This window comes from Nocardia yamanashiensis NBRC 100130 (assembly GCF_001613325.1).
Taxonomy (GTDB): domain Bacteria; phylum Actinomycetota; class Actinomycetes; order Mycobacteriales; family Mycobacteriaceae; genus Nocardia; species Nocardia yamanashiensis.
Window position 1 is genome coordinate 1 of the sequence record NZ_BDCD01000044.1, and the last position, 15,609, is coordinate 15,609.

A 15,609-nucleotide genomic window follows, 5' to 3' on the forward strand; every position below is an offset into this window, starting at 1 on the left:
CGAATCCATCCTTGCGGATGTAATCGGAAGAATTAACCAGAGTCCGAAAACCTTGGCAAAATCAAACGCCAGCAAAAAGTATTTGCTGACTAAATGTCCAGCCCCATCACACGGGGGGTGTGAGGCCGGAACCAAATTAAATATTTGGCACTGACATTCATCGACACACTATTGAGTTCTCAAAGAACACACGCACACACCAACATCCCCGGTTTGAACCGGCTAGTCGGTGAGGCTGCTTGTTTCTTGCTGGTGAAGCTTAGCTCAACCCTTTCAGCAGAACCAAATCCGCTGTTCGGGTGAAGCTGATGTGATCATCAGGCGCTCGCCGTCCAACCTCGTGTCCCTGGCCTCTCGGCTCCGGGTCGGTGTCCGTGTCGCTCTGACCTGGAATAAGTTACGTGTTGGTTGTTCGCATGTCAAATCGCCTGTTCAGGAGGGGTTTTCGCGAACACGTCCCGACACCTGTTGTTCAGTCGGCGGTTCCGACCCGTTCGATCTCGGCCCCGAGCGAGCGCAGGTTCTCCACGAAATCCGGGTAGCCCCGGTCGATATGGAAGACATCGTGGACTTCGGTGACCCCGTCGGCGACCAGACCGGCGAGTACGAGTCCGGCGCCGGCGCGAATGTCGGAGGACCAGACCGGCGCGCTGGACAGCCGCGGAATCCCGCGCACCACAGCGTGATGCCCGTCGGTGCGCGCATCGGCGCCCAGCCGGATCATCTCTTCCACGAAGCGGAAGCGCGCTTCGAAAATGTTCTCGGTGATCATCGAGGTGCCGTCCGCGATCGCGGCCAGGCCGATGGCCATGGGCTGCAGATCGGTGGGGAAACCCGGGAACGGCAGGGTCGAGAAGTTCACCGCGCGAGGGCGATCCGACTGCACCACCCGGAAACCGTCCGGCTCGAAGGAGATTCGCGCGCCCGCGGAGCGCAGCTTGTCCAGCACCAGGGACAGGTGCTTGGGGTTGATACCGGTGACCCGCACATCGCCCTGCGTCATGGCGGCGGCGATACCCCAGGTGGCGGCGACGATGCGGTCGCCGATCACGCGGTGGGTGGTGGGCGAGAGCTTGTCCACGCCCTGCACGGTCAGCACCGAGGTGCCCGCGCCGGCGATCTGCGCGCCCATCTGGACGAGCATGTTGCAGAGGTCGACGATCTCCGGCTCGCGTGCGGCATTGTCGATGACCGTCTCACCGTCGGCGAGCACCGCGGCCATCAGGATGTTCTCGGTCGCGCCCACCGACGGGAAGTCGAGGCGGATGCGCGCGCCCTGCAGCTCCTCGGCACGCGCCACCAGGCAGCCGTGCTCGATTTCGCTGGTCGCGCCGAGCAGCCGCAGTCCCTGCTGATGCATATCGAGGGGACGCGAACCAATGGCGTCGCCGCCGGGCAGCGCGACGACCGCGCGCTTGCACCGCGCCATGAGCGGACCGAGCACGCACACCGAGGCGCGGAACTGGGTGACCGCCGGGAAGTCCGCGTGGTACTTGGGTTCCGGCGGCGTCACGATGGTGACCGTGGCGCCCGCCACCGTCACATCGCAGCCGAGACCGCGCAGCACGTCCGCCATCAACGGCACATCGAGGATGTCCGGGCAGTTGGTGATGGTGGTCGTACCCTCGGCCAGCAGCGCGGCGGCCATCAGCTTGAGGACGCTGTTCTTCGCGCCGCCCACCGCGACCTCACCGACGAGCCTGCTGCCCCCGGTCACCAGAAACCGTTCACTCACGGCAGTCAGCCTAATGGCCCTCACCCTCCCCCGTGGCTTCTCCGCCCGGGCGCCAGAGGATGTCGCCGTCGGGATTGGCGACACGGCTGAGGATGAACAGCAGATCCGACAGGCGATTGAGGTATTTGGCGGGCAGCACGCTGGTGTCGTCCGGATGTTCGGCGACGGCGGCCCAGGCGGAGCGTTCGGCGCGTCGCGCGACGGTGCGCGCGGTGTGCAGGAGGGCGGCGAGCGGGGTGCCGCCGGGCAGGATGAACGAATTCAACGGCGGCAGAGGCTCATTGAACTCGTCGCACCACTTCTCCAGGCGATCGATATAGGGCTGGGTGATGCGCAGCGGCGGGTACTTGGGGTCCGCGACGACGGGCGTGGAGAGATCGGCGCCGGCGTCGAAGAGGTCGTTCTGTATGGAACGCAGCACACCGAGAATGCGATCGTCCGGCTGCCCGAGCGCGATGGCGACTCCCAGCGCCGCATTGGTCTCATCGCAATCCGCGTACGCGATCAGCCGCGGATCGGTCTTGGCAACTCTGGAGAAATCACTCAATCCCGTCGTACCGTCATCGCCGGTCCGGGTATAGATCCTCGTCAGATGCACACTCACGGGTTCACACTAACCGGGCCCGCGAACACTGGGGAGTCAGCTCGCGCGGCGGCGGCGGATACGTTCCGAGGGGCGGGATTCCACCCAGGAGAGCAGGGAGACCAGGGCGCCGCGATCCAGCGCGACCTCGAAGCTGCCGTCACCGTCGGACAGTTCGATGATGAGCTCGTCGGTCATGATGTCGTACTCGTCGCCGTCCGGGGAGCGCCGCTTGCCGACCTCGACGGTCAGGCGGCGCAGGGTGGAGTCCGGGCCGAGTTTCAGGCTCGAGAGTTTGTAGAAGACCAGCTGATCCTCGTCGTAGCGGATCAGGCCGTGCCGCCAGCCGCCGCCGTGCCCGCGGGCCGGCATGACGCGCATCAAGGCGGCGGTGCCGCCGCGACGAAGCATGACGAGGCGATATGTCGAGGCCAAGGCCAAACCGACAAGCAGCACCACCAGAATGATCAGCACAACCATCCCGGTCCGCAATGCTGGTCCGTCCCTTCACTTCTACCGCGCTGTCGGGTCCGTATCGGCCGGTAGGCCGGGACCCGTTCGCTCGATCCTAGCGACCGCGCGAGCGGAGGTCCCGACCATCCACCGAATGTGACGTATGCCCTGTTCAGGGAACGGGGTCGATCACCCGATGCTGAACGGCTGGCCGTAGAGCACCAGGTTGCCGATGTAGTACGTGCTGTCGACTTCGGCGGCGACGAACGACCGCGCCTGGGCGTACCCGCCGCAGCCGTCCACGGCGAAGGTCTCGTCCACCCAGGTGACCCCGGCGTGCGGGCCGGGCACCTTGTTGTAGCGCTTGTGCGACTCCTGGCCGTAGTCGTCCGGCTTCTCCAGATCGAGCATCAGCAGCGCCTTGGCCTGCCCGGGCCCGAGCGTGATGCCCGCGCCCATGGTCTCGGTCGGCAGGCCCGGCGTGATCCCGCTCTGGCCGATGGTCGCCTGCTCGCTGGCGTTCTCGCTCGGCGAGAAGGAGCCGATGTCCACCTGGCAGCCGACGATATAGCCGGGGCTGATCTTGATGGTGGCCGACGACGCGGTCGGTCCGTCCAGATCGATGGTGGCGCGCGCCGAGGTCCACACATTGCGGTGCATCGGCGTACTGCCCATGGAACCGCTGATGTTCGCCGATTCCTCCGTGATCCGGACCGTCATGACGGTGCCGTCGCCGAGCGTCCGGCTGATGGCCGCGCCCGGCAGCGGAACGAAGGTGTCCGCCCGCGCCACGTCCGCCGGACCCAGCCCGAACGCCAGCGCCGCGGCCAGCGCGACACCCAGGACCCGGCCGCCGCGGACGCGAATTCCCTTGCCGTACATACGATCCCTCCCTAGAAGTGGATCCGTCAGCCGATGCTGAACGGCTGACCGTAGAGGCTGACCTTGGCGTAATCGGTGCCGATGATCTCGACCACGGAGACCTGCCGGGCCTGCGCGTAACCGCCGCAGCCCTGGATCTCCATCGGGACGTCCTGGTAGTTGATGGTGTAGGTGCCGCTCTTGACCAGCTCGATGTTGTTGATCGCCACCCAGACCACCTGTCCCGGCGAGATCGGGAAGCTGAACCCGCCCGCGATGGTGGGCGTCAGGCTCAGGGCGAACGACGAGTTCGCGCTCAGCACGCCCAGGTTCACCTGACAGCCGACGATGTATCCGGTGGTGAGGTTGGACGACCCGTGAGTGCCCGAATTATTGGTGCCCGGGAAATTCTTCGGGCCGTTGTTGGGGCCGACCGTGCCGTCCGGGGTGTCCACCTCGGCGATCACATTGCCGGTCACCCAGGAGGTGCGGCCCGCGCCGTTGGCCGCGAGCGACGGCGAAATGATCGCGCGCTCACCGACACTCGTGAGCTTGACGCCCGCGCGCTCGATGTGACCGTCCGGCAGCGGGACCCACGTATCCGCGTTCGCCGCGCCCGGTGAGAGGAAACCGAGGGCCACGGCGGCTACGACCGCCACGCCCCACTTGCCAATTCGAAGCCCGCTCATCAACCCCTCGCTCGTCGTGCAGATGTGCATCGCATGAGGCAAAGCTGAAAACGCTGGAATTGCCATGGCTTTGCCGGATGCTTCAGATCACATCCGGATACCGGCGAGAGCATTTAACCACACGTCTAGTCCCCGGCCCACTCAGTGGGATAGGGCATGTCCCACAACTGGAACATGTTCTTATGCTCCGGACAATTCGGATGTGTTGGAGGAGATTCCGTGGAAATTACCGCAGCGGTCGCCCGTGGCGCGGCAGCGCCGTTCTCGCTGGAGAACGTGACGATGGAAGAACCGCGAGCCGGTGAAGTGCTGGTTCGCCTGGTCGCGACCGGGGTGTGTCACACCGATCTGGTGACCAAGAGCGTGTTCCCCGCCGAATTGCCGATCGTGGTCGGACATGAAGGCGCGGGCATCGTCGAGGCGATTGGCTCGGAGGTAACCGGCATCGCGGTCGGCGATCACGTACTGATGACGTACGCCAGTTGCGGTACGTGTTCACGCTGCACGAACGGGCTTCCGCCGTACTGCGAGAATTTCGTCATTCTGAACACTTCGGGCGGTCGATCGGATTTCACTTCCGCGCTGAGCGTCAATGGGGAACGGGTGATGGGCTCGTTCTTCGGGCAGTCGAGTTTCGCCACCCACGCCTTGGTCCCCGCGCGTTGCATCGTCGTGGTTGACGAGAGTGTGGATCTGGTGGCGACAGCGCCGTTCGGGTGCGGCGTACAGACCGGTGCGGGTGCGGTCGCGAATGTCATGAAGCCGGGGCCCGAAGACTCCATCGCCATTTTCGGCGTGGGTGGCGTCGGTATGGCGGCGCTCATGGCTGCCCGCGCGATCGGCGTCGGAACGATTGTCGCGGTGGATCTTTCGGCTGACCGCCTGGCGGTGGCCAAGGAGCTCGGGGCGGACGTCACCATCGATGGCGCGGCCGAGGATGTGGTGGCTCAGGTGATCGCCGCGACGAACGGCGGGGCGAATTTCGCGCTCGACACCACCGCACTCAACGCGGTCATCGCCAAGGGCCTGGAAGCCCTCGCCCCCATGGGCACGCTCGTGCTCGTCGGCCTCGGTGAAGCCACCATGAATGTCGAGATCGGACATCTCACCGGAAACGGCAAGGCAATTCGCGGCTGCATCGAGGGCTCCACGGATCCGCAGAAGTTCATCCCCCAGCTCTTGCAATGGCATCGCGAGGGCAAGTTCCCCATCGAGAAGATCAGCAAGACCTACAAATTCGAAGACGTCAACCAGGCCTGTGACGACGCCCACCACGGCACCACGATCAAGCCGATCCTGACCTTCTGATCGGCCCGCAGCACGAAAAAGGCGGCGGCCCCGGGGAATTCCCCGGGGCCGCCGCTTTTTCGCTCTAGCGAGAAAGGCTAGGCCGAAGCCGCCTTCTCGAGGGCACGGATCTGCCCCTGCGCCTTCGCCAGCGCCGCCGGCGAGGCGTCGGCATCGGCGAGCACGGCCTTGGCCGCGGCCTCGTCGATGTCGTCGGAGAAATCAGCGGACTCCGCGAGCACGCGCACCGAAGTGCCGGTGACCGAGAAGAACCCGCCGTGCACGGCCGCGACGATGCGCTCGTCGTTGTCCGACACGATGGTCACGGTCCCGGCCTCGACCAGCTGGCCGAGCAGCGGCTCGTGACCCGCGAGAATGCCGATCTCACCTTCCGTGGTCTGCGCCGAGACGAACTTCGCCCGGCCCGACCACAGCAGTCGCTCGACGGCGACCAGATCAACGGACATATCTGCCATGGGTGACTACTTCCCGAGGATCTTCTTCGCAGCAGCCTCGACGTCATCCAGGCCACCGCAGGAGTTGAACGCCTGCTCCGGCAGGTGGTCGAACTCGCCCTTGCAGACGCGATCGAAGTCGTCGATGGTCTGCTCCAGCGGCACGACCGAACCCGGCTGACCGGTGAACTTCTCGGCCACGATGAAGTTCTGGCCGAGGAACTTCTCCAGACGACGGGCGCGGCCGACGAGGACCTTGTCCTCTTCGGAGAGCTCGTCCATGCCGAGGATGGCGATGATGTCCTGAAGTTCCTTGTACTTCTGCAGGATTCGCTTGACCTCGTTGGCCACCCGGAAGTGACGCTCGCCGACGATCGACGCCTCGAGGATACGAGAGGTCGAGGACAGCGGGTCCACGGCCGGGTAGATGCCCTTCTGCGAAATCGGACGCGAAAGCTCGGTGGTGGCGTCCAAGTGCGCGAAGGTGGTGGCCGGCGCGGGGTCGGTGTAGTCGTCGGCGGGGACGTAGATCGCCTGCATGGAGGTGATCGAACGGCCACGGGTCGAGGTGATGCGCTCCTGGAGCTGACCCATCTCGTCCGCCAGGGTGGGCTGGTAACCCACGGCCGAGGGCATACGACCCAGCAGGGTCGAGACCTCGGAGCCGGCCTGGGTGAACCGGAAGATGTTGTCGATGAAGAGCAACACGTCCTGGTTCTGCACATCGCGGAAGTACTCCGCCATGGTCAGGGCCGACAGGGCGACGCGCATACGGGTGCCCGGCGGCTCGTCCATCTGGCCGAAGACGAGGGCGGTGTCCTGGAGGACGCCCATCTCTTCCATTTCCAGGTGGAGGTCGGTGCCCTCACGGGTACGCTCACCGACGCCCGCGAACACCGAGGTGCCGGAGAACTCGCGAGCGATACGGGTGATCATCTCCTGGATCAGCACGGTCTTGCCGACGCCGGCGCCACCGAACAGACCGATCTTGCCGCCCTTGACGTACGGGGTCAGCAGGTCGATGACCTTGATGCCGGTCTCGAGGATCTCGGTCTTGCCCTCGAGCTGATCGAAGGCGGGCGGCTGACGGTGGATGCCCCACTGCTCGCCGTCACGGCCGAGGCCCGGGGTGTCCAGGCAGTCGCCGAGGGCGTTGAACACGTGGCCCTTGACGATGTCACCGACGGGCACCGAGATCGGCTTGCCGGTGTCGCGGACCTCCACGCCACGCACCAGACCGTCGGTCGGCTGCATGGAGATGGTGCGGACGATGTTGTCGCCCAGGTGCTGCGCGACCTCGAGGGTCAGGGTCTTGGCCACCGACGGGAGCGCGATGTCCACGTTGAGGGCGTTGTACAGATCAGGGATCGACCCGCGCGGGAACTCGACGTCCACGACGGGGCCGATGACACGGGAGACGCGGCCGGTGCCGGCGCCAACCCGGGTTTCGTTGCTGACAGCTGCGGTCATTGGTTCTCTTCCTGGGCCTAGTCGCGGTCCGAGCTCGACGCCAGCGCGTTGGCGCCACCGACGATTTCCGTGATTTCCTGCGTAATCTGTGCCTGGCGCAAGGAGTTCGCGGTACGGGTCAGGCTGTTCACCAGATCCGTAGCGTTATCCGTTGCGGCCTTCATGGCGGTGCGGCGCGCAGCCGACTCCGATGCCGCCGCGTCGAGCAGCGACGAGTAGATCCGGGTGTTGACGTACTTCGGCAGCAGCGCGCCCAGCAGGCGATCCGCATCCGGCTCGAACTCGTACTGCGCGGTCAGCACAGCCTCGTTCGAATCGGTGAAGCTGTCCGGACCGAGCTCGTAGTTCTCGTCCACGTAGCTGACCTGGATCGGGGCCAGCCGGCGAACCTCCGGCTGCTGCGACAGCATCGACACGAAACGCGTGTAGACGATGTGCAGTTCGTCGACGCCGGCCATGGTGCCCTCGCCGTCCGGCGCGGGAACCTCGCCGTCGGCGCCGGCCATGAAGGCCTCCACCAGGTGGTTGCACGCCGCGGACGCGTCCGCGTAGTTGGGCGTCTGGGAGAACCCGGTCCAAGATCCGTTCACGGCACGCTTACGGAAGTTGTAGTAGGTCAGGCCCTTCGAGCCCATCACGTAGATCACCGGCTCTTTGCCCTCGGAACGCAGGGTGGTGACGAGCTCCTCGGCGCGCTTGAGCACGTTGGAGTTGTAACCACCGCACATACCGCGGTCGGAGGTGATGACCAGAATCGCTGCGCGACGCGGGTTCTCACGCTCGGTCAGCAGCGGGTGCGAGAGATTGCCGCTGGCACTGGCCAATTCGGCCAGTACCTTGGTGATCTCCTCGGCGTAGGGCTTGGCCGCGGCAACGCGGGCCTGCGCCTTGCTGATTCGCGAAGTCGCGATCAGCTCCTGCGCCTTGGTGATCTTCTTGATCGAGCTCACGGAGCGAATTCGGGAGCGAAGTTCACGCACGCTTGGCATTAGCGGTCCAGCCTCCCTTCATTCGTCGATTCGGTCAGTCGCATAGCAGTCTCGATTACTTCTCGACGTGCTTGCGGGTGACGGAAAGGGACTCGACCTCTTCGTGGTCCAGCTGGCCCGCGGCGGCCTCGTTGACGACACGGCTGCCGTCGGAAGCCAGGAAGCCCTGCTTGAACTTGTCGGTCGCGGCCTTGATGGCGTCGGCGGCCTCGCCCTCGAGCACCTTCGCGCCGCCCTGCAGGGCGTCGAAGGAGGACTGCACGGTGGCGTGCAGGTTCTCCAGCAGCTCCGAGTTGAAGCGACGCACGTCGGCGACCGGCACCGAGTCGTAGTAGCCGCCGTCGACCAGGAACAGCGAAACGACCTGGTCCTCAACGGAAACCGGGGCGTACTGGTCCTGCTTGAGCAGCTCGACCCAGCGCGCGCCGCGCTCCAGCTGCGCCAGCGACGCGGCATCGAGGTCGGAAGCGAACGCGGAGAACGCCTCCAGCTCACGGTAGGAGGCCAGCTCCAGACGCAGCGAGCCCGAGACCTTCTTCATGGCCTTGGTCTGCGCGGCGCCACCGACTCGGGACACCGAGATACCGACGTTGATGGCCGGGCGGACACCCTTGTTGAAGAGGTCCGACTCCAGGAACACCTGGCCGTCGGTGATGGAGATGACGTTGGTCGGGATGAACGCCGAGACGTCGTTGGCCTTGGTCTCGATGATCGGCAGACCGGTCATCGAGCCCGCGCCCAGCGCGTCGGACAGCTTGGCGCAACGCTCCAGCAGACGCGAGTGCAGGTAGAAGACGTCACCCGGGTACGCCTCGCGGCCCGGCGGGCGACGCAGCAGCAGCGAGATGGCGCGGTAGGCCTCGGCCTGCTTCGACAGGTCGTCGAACACGATCAGGACGTGCTTGCCGTCGTACATCCAGTGCTGGCCCAGGGCCGAACCGGTGTACGGCGCCAGCCACTTGAAGCCGGCGGAGTCGGACGCGGGGGCCGCGACGATGGTGGTGTACTCCATCGCACCGTGGGCCTCCAGCGCGGCCTTCACGCCCGCGATGGTGGAGCCCTTCTGGCCGATCGCGACGTAGATGCAGCGCACCTGCTTCGACGGATCGCCGGTGGCCCAGTTGGCCTTCTGGTTGATGATCGCGTCGATGCAGACCGCGGTCTTGCCGGTCTTGCGGTCACCGATGACCAGCTGACGCTGGCCGCGGCCGATCGCGGTCAGGGCGTCGATGGCGGTGATGCCGGTGGCCATCGGCTCGCCGACGGGCTGGCGCTCCAGCACGGTGGCGGCCTGCAGCTCGAGCACGCGACGCTCGTCGGCCTCGATCTCGCCGAGGCCGTCGATGGGGGCGCCCAGCGGGTTGATCACGCGACCGAGGAACTTGTCGCCGACCGGGACCGAGAGCACGTCGCCGGTACGACGGACCTGCTGGCCCTCTTCGATGGTGTCGAACTCACCCAGGATGACGGCACCGATCTCGGTGTCCTCCAGGTTCAGCGCCACGCCGAGGACGCCGCCCGGGAACTCCAGGAGCTCGTTGGCCATCGCGGACGGCAGGCCACTGATGTGGGCGATACCGTCGCCGGTGTCGGTGACGACACCGATCTCTTCGATGGAGGTCTCGGGGGTGTAGCTCTGGGTGTAGCTCTCGATCGCGCTACGGATCTCATCGGGGGAGATCGTCAGCTCCGCCATGTTCTTCCTGCTCTCGCTGTGGTCTCGAATGTCGGTGTGTTTATGCGCTTTTCAGCGGCCGGGCGTCTCTTAAGCGAGAGACTGGCGCAAGCGCTGCAGCCGGCCGACGGCGCTGCCGTCGATCAGGTCGTCGCCCACGCGCACGACGACGCCGGCCAGCAGGCTCGGGTCTTCCTGCACGTGCACCGTGATCGGCTTGTCGTAGATGCGCTGCAACGAGGCAGCCAGCTGCTCCCGCTGCTGCGGCGTCAGGGCCACCGCGGCGCGCACGTGCGCCACGATCTGCTCCCGGAGCGACGCGGCCAGGTCGGACAGGGCGTCGAAGGCGTCGCCGATATCACCCTTCTTGCTGCGGGCCACGGCCTGCTGCACGAGTTCCAGGGTGATGTCCTCGACCTTGCCCGCGAGCAGACGCTGCACCAGTTCACGCTTGGCCGAGACCGGCTTGCCGTGATCGGTCAGCGCCTGCTCCAGCGCGGGGTTGTCCTCGACGATCCGGCCCAGCCGGAACAGCTCGTCCTCGACGGCGCCCAGGCGACCGCGATCCTCCGCGGCGCGCAGCAGGGCTTCGCGGCCGAGCAGCACCAGCGTGTCGACCAGGTCGCGAGCCCGCGACCAGTCCTGGGCCACCGCGGTGGTCAGCACCGCCTGGGTGGTCCCGCTGATCTTGCCGCCGAACACGCGTTCGGCGAGCTCGGCACGGGCCGAGCTCGACACCGACTTATCCGCGAGCGCCACACGCAGCGAGCGCTGGTCGTCGAGTACGGCGACAACGGCGAACAGTTCGGAGCCCGTCGTGGCCGCGACGGTGTCGCTTCCGGTCAGAGCGGCCCGAAGAGCTTCCCGCGCACGGGAGCTCGCCTCGCGGCTCGCTGCGTACATGCTTCCCACTTTCGGTTCGTTACCTTCCGACCCCGATGCCGGCGTTCGAATCCAGTTCCGCCAGGAACCGGTCGATCGACGCCGCCTGCTTGGCCTCGTCGGCCACCGACTGACCGATGATCTTCTCGGCCAGGTCGACCGCGGTACGGCCCAGTTCGGACCGCAGCTCGGTCACGATCTGCTGGCGCTGAGCCTCCAGCTGGGAGTGACCCGCGGCGACGATGCGGTCGGCCTCGGCCTGAGCCTCGGTGCGCATCTGAGCGAGGATCTGCTGGCCCTGCGTACGGGCCTCTTCGCGGATCCGGGCAGCCTCGAGGCGAGCCTCGGCCAGCTGCTCCTGGTACTGCTGCAGGGTCGCCTGCGCCTCGGCCTGCACGGCCTCGGCCTTCTTGATGCCGCCCTCGATCTTCTCCGAGCGCTCGTCCAGCACCTTGGTCAGGCGCGGGACGACGTACTTGGCGAAAGCGAAAGCGATAACGATGAAGACGACGGCAGACCAGAAAATGTCATACACCTCGGGGATGAGGGGGTTGACTTCTTCGGCCCCCTCAGCCGCGAGCAAGTAAGTGCTGTTCATCGTCGATTCCTAGTCTTGGGAGCCGGAATCAGAAAATGAAGCCGGCGACGAGACCGATCAGCGCCAGGGCTTCGGTGAACGCGATACCCAGGAACATGGTGGTCCGGATCTGGCCCTGCAGCTCGGGCTGACGGGCGATGCCCTCGATGGCCTTGCCGACGACGATGCCGACGCCGATGCCGGGGCCAATCGCAGCGAGGCCGTAACCGATGGCGCCGTAGCCCTTGGCCTTGGTCTCAACGGCTTCCTGGGCCAGGTACGCGAGGGTGCTCATTTGTGTTTATTCCCTTTCTGTCGCCCACCCGCCGATGGCGCGTGTAGCAGATTTGGTGTTGGTACCGGTCGGTCAGTGAGAGTCAGCGTGCTGCGCGAGACCGATGTACACAGCGGTCAGCAGCGCGAACACGTACGCCTGCAGGAAGACCACCAGCAGCTCGAAGAGGGTGAAGCCGAAGCCCGCGAGCAGCGAGAACGGCGAGAACACCTTCATCCAGTTGGCGGCATCGAACAGGAAGAACTGGGTGGCACTGAAGAACAGCACCAACATGATGTGGCCGGCCAGCATGTTCGCCATGAGACGGACGGTGAGCGTGAACGGACGCAGCAGGAAGGTCGAGATGAACTCGATCGGGATCAGCAGCACGTGCAGGGCAGGCGGCACATTCGGCACCACGATGCTCGAGCGCATGTACTTCAGGAAGCCGTACTTCTTGATACCCACGTAGTTGAAGGTGACGTAGGCGACGACGGCCAGGACCAACGGCATACCGATTCGCGCGTTGGACGAGATATTCAGGCCCGGAATGACACCCGAGATGTTCAGGAACAGGACCGTGAAGAAGATCGACGCGATGAGCGGGAAGAACTTCTTTCCGGATTCCTTGCCCAGGACTTCATCGCAAATCTGTTCCCGCACGAACACCAGACCGGTTTCCGCGACGTTCTGCAGACCCCGGGGAACCAGTTTCGGACTCCGGAATGCAAGGAACATGAAAGCCAGCAGCACGGCCGACATCAGGATGCGAATGAGCATCAGACGGTCGAGCTCGAACGGCGTCCCCTCGAACAGCACAGCTGGAGGGAAGAAGTCGTTAAGCGACGGCGCGTGGAACTCGCCCGCCAAAATGGTGACGCTCAGCGTTCTCTCCCGTGTTCGGGCCGCAGAAGATAGTTTTCTCCTGCGGTTCGATCGGACATTGACGATCTGGTGGGTCGACTCAGGTCGGCTCGAAGTTCGTCAGCAGCTGTTCGGGCATGGCCCGGGGCGTCTGTACGCGCGTCGGCGACATCGTCGACGGTGCAGAACCGTGACCCGATGGGTCCGGTACGGCTGTAAGCATAACCTGCTCTCAGGCGGGTCTCAGGTGACCCCCCCTGTTGATTCGGTTGGCTACAGGTAAAGAGTTTATCAAGTTATCTACGACAACGTGTAGGGGGTCGCGGAAACTCGCGGTGAACTGTGTCGCAGGGCCTCGGTTTGCCGGCCGATGGCTACAGGTCGCGGTCGACCTGAACGTACGGAACCTTGTGGCGCAGAAGGCCATACGTCTCCGCGCCGAGCACCACCAGCAGGGCGCCGACGACGGTCAGGAACAGGGCGGGGCGGCTGTAGAAGTCGTAGTTCTGCAGCACCGCGACCACGATCACGGCGACCAGCAGCTTGCCGACCCAGCTACCGAGCAGCACGACGCCCTGCAAACCCGATTCGATCTTGGCGCTGAACAGCACCGAAGCCGCGGTCGTCAGGATGAAACCGCCGCCGATGGCGGAACCGATCAGGGCGCCCCAGAGACCGGGGAGACCGGCGAAGATCGACGACAGAATCGCCGAAATCACCACCAGCACAGCCAAACCGGCAATGCCATAGCGCAGCGCCGCGCGGAGCGGGGCATCGGGATGGGAATCGGAAGGCGTGCTCACGTTCGGCCACTTTACCCGGCGGCGGATTCCGGGCCGGGCGGCGGTTTACGCCCGGCGCGCGCGCTCAGTTCCCGCCAGGACGGGACGGCGGTGACGATCAGCGCGAAAACCAGTCCGGCCGCGAACAACAGCACCACCAGCGTGCGATCCATCAGCGAGGTGCCGACCGCGCCGAATGCCAGCACGCTCACCCACAAGTAGATCAACAAGACCACCCGGCGATGGGAATGGCCGATCTGCAGCAGGCGGTGATGCAGATGCATTTTGTCCGGAGTGGAAAAACTCACACCCGCGCGGACGCGGCGCACGATGGCCATTACAAGATCGAGAACGGGAATGAACATCACCGCCCCCACCAGCAACAAAGGCGACAGCAGACCCACGATGTCGCGCGGGCCGTAACCCTGCAGCGGAATTCGGCCCGAAGCGCCGGTGGAGACCGCGGCGAGCATCAAACCGATGAGCATCGAGCCGGAATCGCCCATGAATATTTTTGCGGGCTGAAAATTGTGCGGCAGAAATCCGAGACAGCCACCGGCCAGCGCGGCGGCCAGCAACGCCGGCGGATAGGTGTCGGTGGCGCCGCCGACTTCGTAGAGCAGGCCGACCGTGAACACGAACACGGCCACCGAGGCGATGAATCCCAGGCCCGCGGCCAAGCCGTCCAGGCCGTCCACGAAATTCATGGCATTGATCATGGTGACCGTGATCCCGACGGTAACCAGGCCGCCCTGCAGCGGATCGAGCACCACGGTTTCGTTGGTAAAGGGGTTGTAGATCGCCACCCAACTCAGGCCCATCACGGCCATCACGCCCGCGGCGGTGACCTGTCCGACGAACTTGGTGAGCGCGTCCAGGCCCCAGCGGTCGTCGATGATGCCGACCAGCACGATCAGAGTGCTGGCCGCCAGCACGGCCGGAATGTCCTTCGGATATTCGAATCCGCGCCGCAGGGCGGGCAATTGGTGCGCGAAGGCGACCGCGGCCAGCACACCCAGATAGATGCCCACACCGCCCATCCGCGGAATCGGCTTCACGTGCACGTCGCGCTCACGCGGGACGGCGACCGCGCCGAACCCGATGGCCAGCGAGCGCACGCCGCCGCCCACCAGATAGGTGATCACCGAGGCGACCAGCAGCACCAGCAGCAGCTCCCGCAGCGGGACGACCGCACCCTGGCTGAAAACGCCCTGACTCAGCAGCATCTATCGGGCCGTCACCGCGTGCCCGGCTCCCGGAGTTCCTCCGGCGACATGCCGAGGACCTCCGCGACCTTCTCCGCCGGGATCGCGCCCTCGCGCAGAATGCGCGGCGAATCCGAAGTCAGGTCCACGATGGTCGAGGCGACCGCGTGATCGGCGGGCCCGCCGTCCAGGTAGACGCTCACCAGATCGCCCAGCTGCGCCTTGGCCTCGTCCGCGGTGGTCGCGGGCGGCTGGCCCGAGACGTTCGCGCTCGACACCGCCAGCGGGCCGACCTCCTTGAGCAGTTCCAGGGCCACCGGATGCAACGGCATCCGCAGCATGACCGTCCCGCGCGCGTCGCCCAGATCCCACGCCAGCGAAGGCGCCTGCTGCACAACGAGACTCAGGCCGCCCGGCCAGAATGCCCGGATCAGCTCGCGGGCCTGCGGGCGCACCGAGAACACCAGTCCGTCGATGGTGTTCCACGAACCGACCAGCACCGGCACCGGCATGTCCCGGCCGCGCCGCTTGGCCGCCAGCAGCGCGCTGACAGCCTGGCTGTCGAAGGCGTCGGCGGCGAGGCCGTAGAGCGTGTCGGTCGGAATGACAGCCAGCCGCCCGGACTTCAGCGCACTCCGCGCCGCATTCAGCCCGGCGGCACGCGAATCGGGATCGGCACAGTCGTAGACGGTACTCACGGCAGACATCTTGGCACGGATGAACTCTCCATAGCTCTCAGGGGCTTCGCCCCCGAACCCCCTCGGGTGGAGAGGGGACAACTCTCGTAGCTCTCAGGGGCTTCGCCCCCGAACCCCCTCGGGCGGAAAG

17 protein-coding genes are annotated in these 15,609 nt (G+C 65.7%); 1 reads left to right on the forward strand and 16 read right to left on the reverse strand.

Features of this window, described 5'->3' with window-relative positions:
• Positions 1-472: 472 nt before the first annotated feature.
• From murA to NY1_RS37465, 5 genes are all read right to left on the reverse strand, one after another.
• Positions 473-1,735 (reverse strand): UDP-N-acetylglucosamine 1-carboxyvinyltransferase, encoded by a 1,263-nt coding sequence (gene murA / locus NY1_RS37445; protein ID WP_084536091.1) that lies wholly within the window; start codon positions 1,733-1,735, stop codon positions 473-475.
• 10 nt (positions 1,736-1,745) lie between these two features.
• The gene (locus NY1_RS37450; RefSeq protein ID WP_067722073.1) at positions 1,746-2,339 is read right to left on the reverse strand and encodes a cob(I)yrinic acid a,c-diamide adenosyltransferase; all 594 of its coding nucleotides are present in this window, start codon (positions 2,337-2,339) and stop codon (positions 1,746-1,748) included.
• Positions 2,340-2,375: 36 nt separating this feature from the next.
• On the reverse strand, positions 2,376-2,798 hold the full coding sequence (locus NY1_RS37455) for a DUF2550 domain-containing protein (protein WP_067722075.1): 423 nt from the start codon (positions 2,796-2,798) through the stop codon (positions 2,376-2,378).
• Between the two features lie 162 nt (positions 2,799-2,960).
• Positions 2,961-3,653 (reverse strand): MspA family porin, encoded by a 693-nt coding sequence (locus NY1_RS37460; RefSeq protein WP_067722077.1) that lies wholly within the window; start codon positions 3,651-3,653, stop codon positions 2,961-2,963.
• Positions 3,654-3,679: 26 nt separating this feature from the next.
• Entirely contained in the window at positions 3,680-4,321 is a 642-nt protein-coding gene (locus tag NY1_RS37465; RefSeq protein WP_067722079.1) for an MspA family porin, read from the reverse strand.
• 219 nt (positions 4,322-4,540) lie between these two features.
• Between NY1_RS37465 and NY1_RS37470 the strand changes: the two genes are divergently transcribed.
• Positions 4,541-5,629 carry an NAD(P)-dependent alcohol dehydrogenase gene (locus NY1_RS37470; RefSeq protein ID WP_067722081.1) on the forward strand — a complete coding sequence of 363 codons (1,089 nt, stop codon included), beginning with the start codon at positions 4,541-4,543 and terminating at the stop codon, positions 5,627-5,629.
• 77 nt (positions 5,630-5,706) lie between these two features.
• Here NY1_RS37470 and NY1_RS37475 read toward each other — a convergent pair whose 3' ends face one another.
• The 11 genes from NY1_RS37475 to NY1_RS37525 form a co-directional block, all read right to left on the reverse strand.
• On the reverse strand, positions 5,707-6,084 hold the full coding sequence (locus NY1_RS37475; RefSeq protein ID WP_067722083.1) for a F0F1 ATP synthase subunit epsilon: 378 nt from the start codon (positions 6,082-6,084) through the stop codon (positions 5,707-5,709).
• Positions 6,085-6,090: 6 nt separating this feature from the next.
• On the reverse strand, positions 6,091-7,533 hold the full coding sequence (gene atpD, locus NY1_RS37480; RefSeq protein WP_067722085.1) for a F0F1 ATP synthase subunit beta: 1,443 nt from the start codon (positions 7,531-7,533) through the stop codon (positions 6,091-6,093).
• A gap of 17 nt (positions 7,534-7,550) precedes the next feature.
• Positions 7,551-8,522 carry a F0F1 ATP synthase subunit gamma gene (locus NY1_RS37485; protein ID WP_067722087.1) on the reverse strand — a complete coding sequence of 324 codons (972 nt, stop codon included), beginning with the start codon at positions 8,520-8,522 and terminating at the stop codon, positions 7,551-7,553.
• A gap of 55 nt (positions 8,523-8,577) precedes the next feature.
• Positions 8,578-10,218: a F0F1 ATP synthase subunit alpha gene (gene atpA, locus NY1_RS37490; RefSeq protein WP_067722089.1), complete on the reverse strand. Its 1,641-nt coding sequence runs from the start codon at positions 10,216-10,218 to the stop codon at positions 8,578-8,580.
• A 69-nt stretch (positions 10,219-10,287) separates the two neighbouring features.
• Positions 10,288-11,100: a F0F1 ATP synthase subunit delta gene (locus NY1_RS37495; RefSeq protein WP_067722091.1), complete on the reverse strand. Its 813-nt coding sequence runs from the start codon at positions 11,098-11,100 to the stop codon at positions 10,288-10,290.
• Between the two features lie 19 nt (positions 11,101-11,119).
• Positions 11,120-11,677: a F0F1 ATP synthase subunit B gene (locus NY1_RS37500; RefSeq protein ID WP_067722093.1), complete on the reverse strand. Its 558-nt coding sequence runs from the start codon at positions 11,675-11,677 to the stop codon at positions 11,120-11,122.
• Positions 11,678-11,705: 28 nt separating this feature from the next.
• Positions 11,706-11,951, reverse strand: a complete 246-nt coding sequence (locus NY1_RS37505; protein ID WP_067722095.1) for an ATP synthase F0 subunit C — start codon at positions 11,949-11,951, stop codon at positions 11,706-11,708.
• A gap of 72 nt (positions 11,952-12,023) precedes the next feature.
• Positions 12,024-12,803 (reverse strand): F0F1 ATP synthase subunit A, encoded by a 780-nt coding sequence (atpB, locus tag NY1_RS37510; RefSeq protein ID WP_501193566.1) that lies wholly within the window; start codon positions 12,801-12,803, stop codon positions 12,024-12,026.
• Between the two features lie 365 nt (positions 12,804-13,168).
• On the reverse strand, positions 13,169-13,597 hold the full coding sequence (locus NY1_RS37515) for a Cg1360 family ATP-synthase-associated protein (protein WP_067722099.1): 429 nt from the start codon (positions 13,595-13,597) through the stop codon (positions 13,169-13,171).
• Between the two features lie 11 nt (positions 13,598-13,608).
• Positions 13,609-14,802, reverse strand: coding sequence for an MraY family glycosyltransferase (locus NY1_RS37520; protein WP_067722101.1), 1,194 nt, complete (start codon positions 14,800-14,802; stop codon positions 13,609-13,611).
• Between the two features lie 11 nt (positions 14,803-14,813).
• Positions 14,814-15,479 carry an L-threonylcarbamoyladenylate synthase gene (locus tag NY1_RS37525; RefSeq protein ID WP_067722103.1) on the reverse strand — a complete coding sequence of 222 codons (666 nt, stop codon included), beginning with the start codon at positions 15,477-15,479 and terminating at the stop codon, positions 14,814-14,816.
• Positions 15,480-15,609: the final 130 nt, after the last annotated feature.

What these genes read in the sequence shown, in the direction of transcription:
- NY1_RS37465 (WP_067722079.1), bottom strand. Translation starts at nt 4,321, where the DNA reads ATGAGCGGGCTTCGAATTGGCAAGTGGGGCGTGGCGGTCGTAGCCGCC.
- NY1_RS37475 (WP_067722083.1), bottom strand. Translation starts at nt 6,084, where the DNA reads ATGGCAGATATGTCCGTTGATCTGGTCGCCGTCGAGCGACTGCTGTGG.
- NY1_RS37520 (WP_067722101.1), bottom strand. Translation starts at nt 14,802, where the DNA reads ATGCTGCTGAGTCAGGGCGTTTTCAGCCAGGGTGCGGTCGTCCCGCTG.
- NY1_RS37455 (WP_067722075.1), bottom strand. Translation starts at nt 2,798, where the DNA reads ATGGTTGTGCTGATCATTCTGGTGGTGCTGCTTGTCGGTTTGGCCTTG.
- NY1_RS37485 (WP_067722087.1), bottom strand. Translation starts at nt 8,522, where the DNA reads ATGCCAAGCGTGCGTGAACTTCGCTCCCGAATTCGCTCCGTGAGCTCG.
- NY1_RS37460 (WP_067722077.1), bottom strand. Translation starts at nt 3,653, where the DNA reads ATGTACGGCAAGGGAATTCGCGTCCGCGGCGGCCGGGTCCTGGGTGTC.
- NY1_RS37495 (WP_067722091.1), bottom strand. Translation starts at nt 11,100, where the DNA reads ATGTACGCAGCGAGCCGCGAGGCGAGCTCCCGTGCGCGGGAAGCTCTT.
- NY1_RS37505 (WP_067722095.1), bottom strand. Translation starts at nt 11,951, where the DNA reads ATGAGCACCCTCGCGTACCTGGCCCAGGAAGCCGTTGAGACCAAGGCC.
- atpD (WP_067722085.1), bottom strand. Translation starts at nt 7,533, where the DNA reads ATGACCGCAGCTGTCAGCAACGAAACCCGGGTTGGCGCCGGCACCGGC.
- atpA (WP_067722089.1), bottom strand. Translation starts at nt 10,218, where the DNA reads ATGGCGGAGCTGACGATCTCCCCCGATGAGATCCGTAGCGCGATCGAG.
- NY1_RS37500 (WP_067722093.1), bottom strand. Translation starts at nt 11,677, where the DNA reads ATGAACAGCACTTACTTGCTCGCGGCTGAGGGGGCCGAAGAAGTCAAC.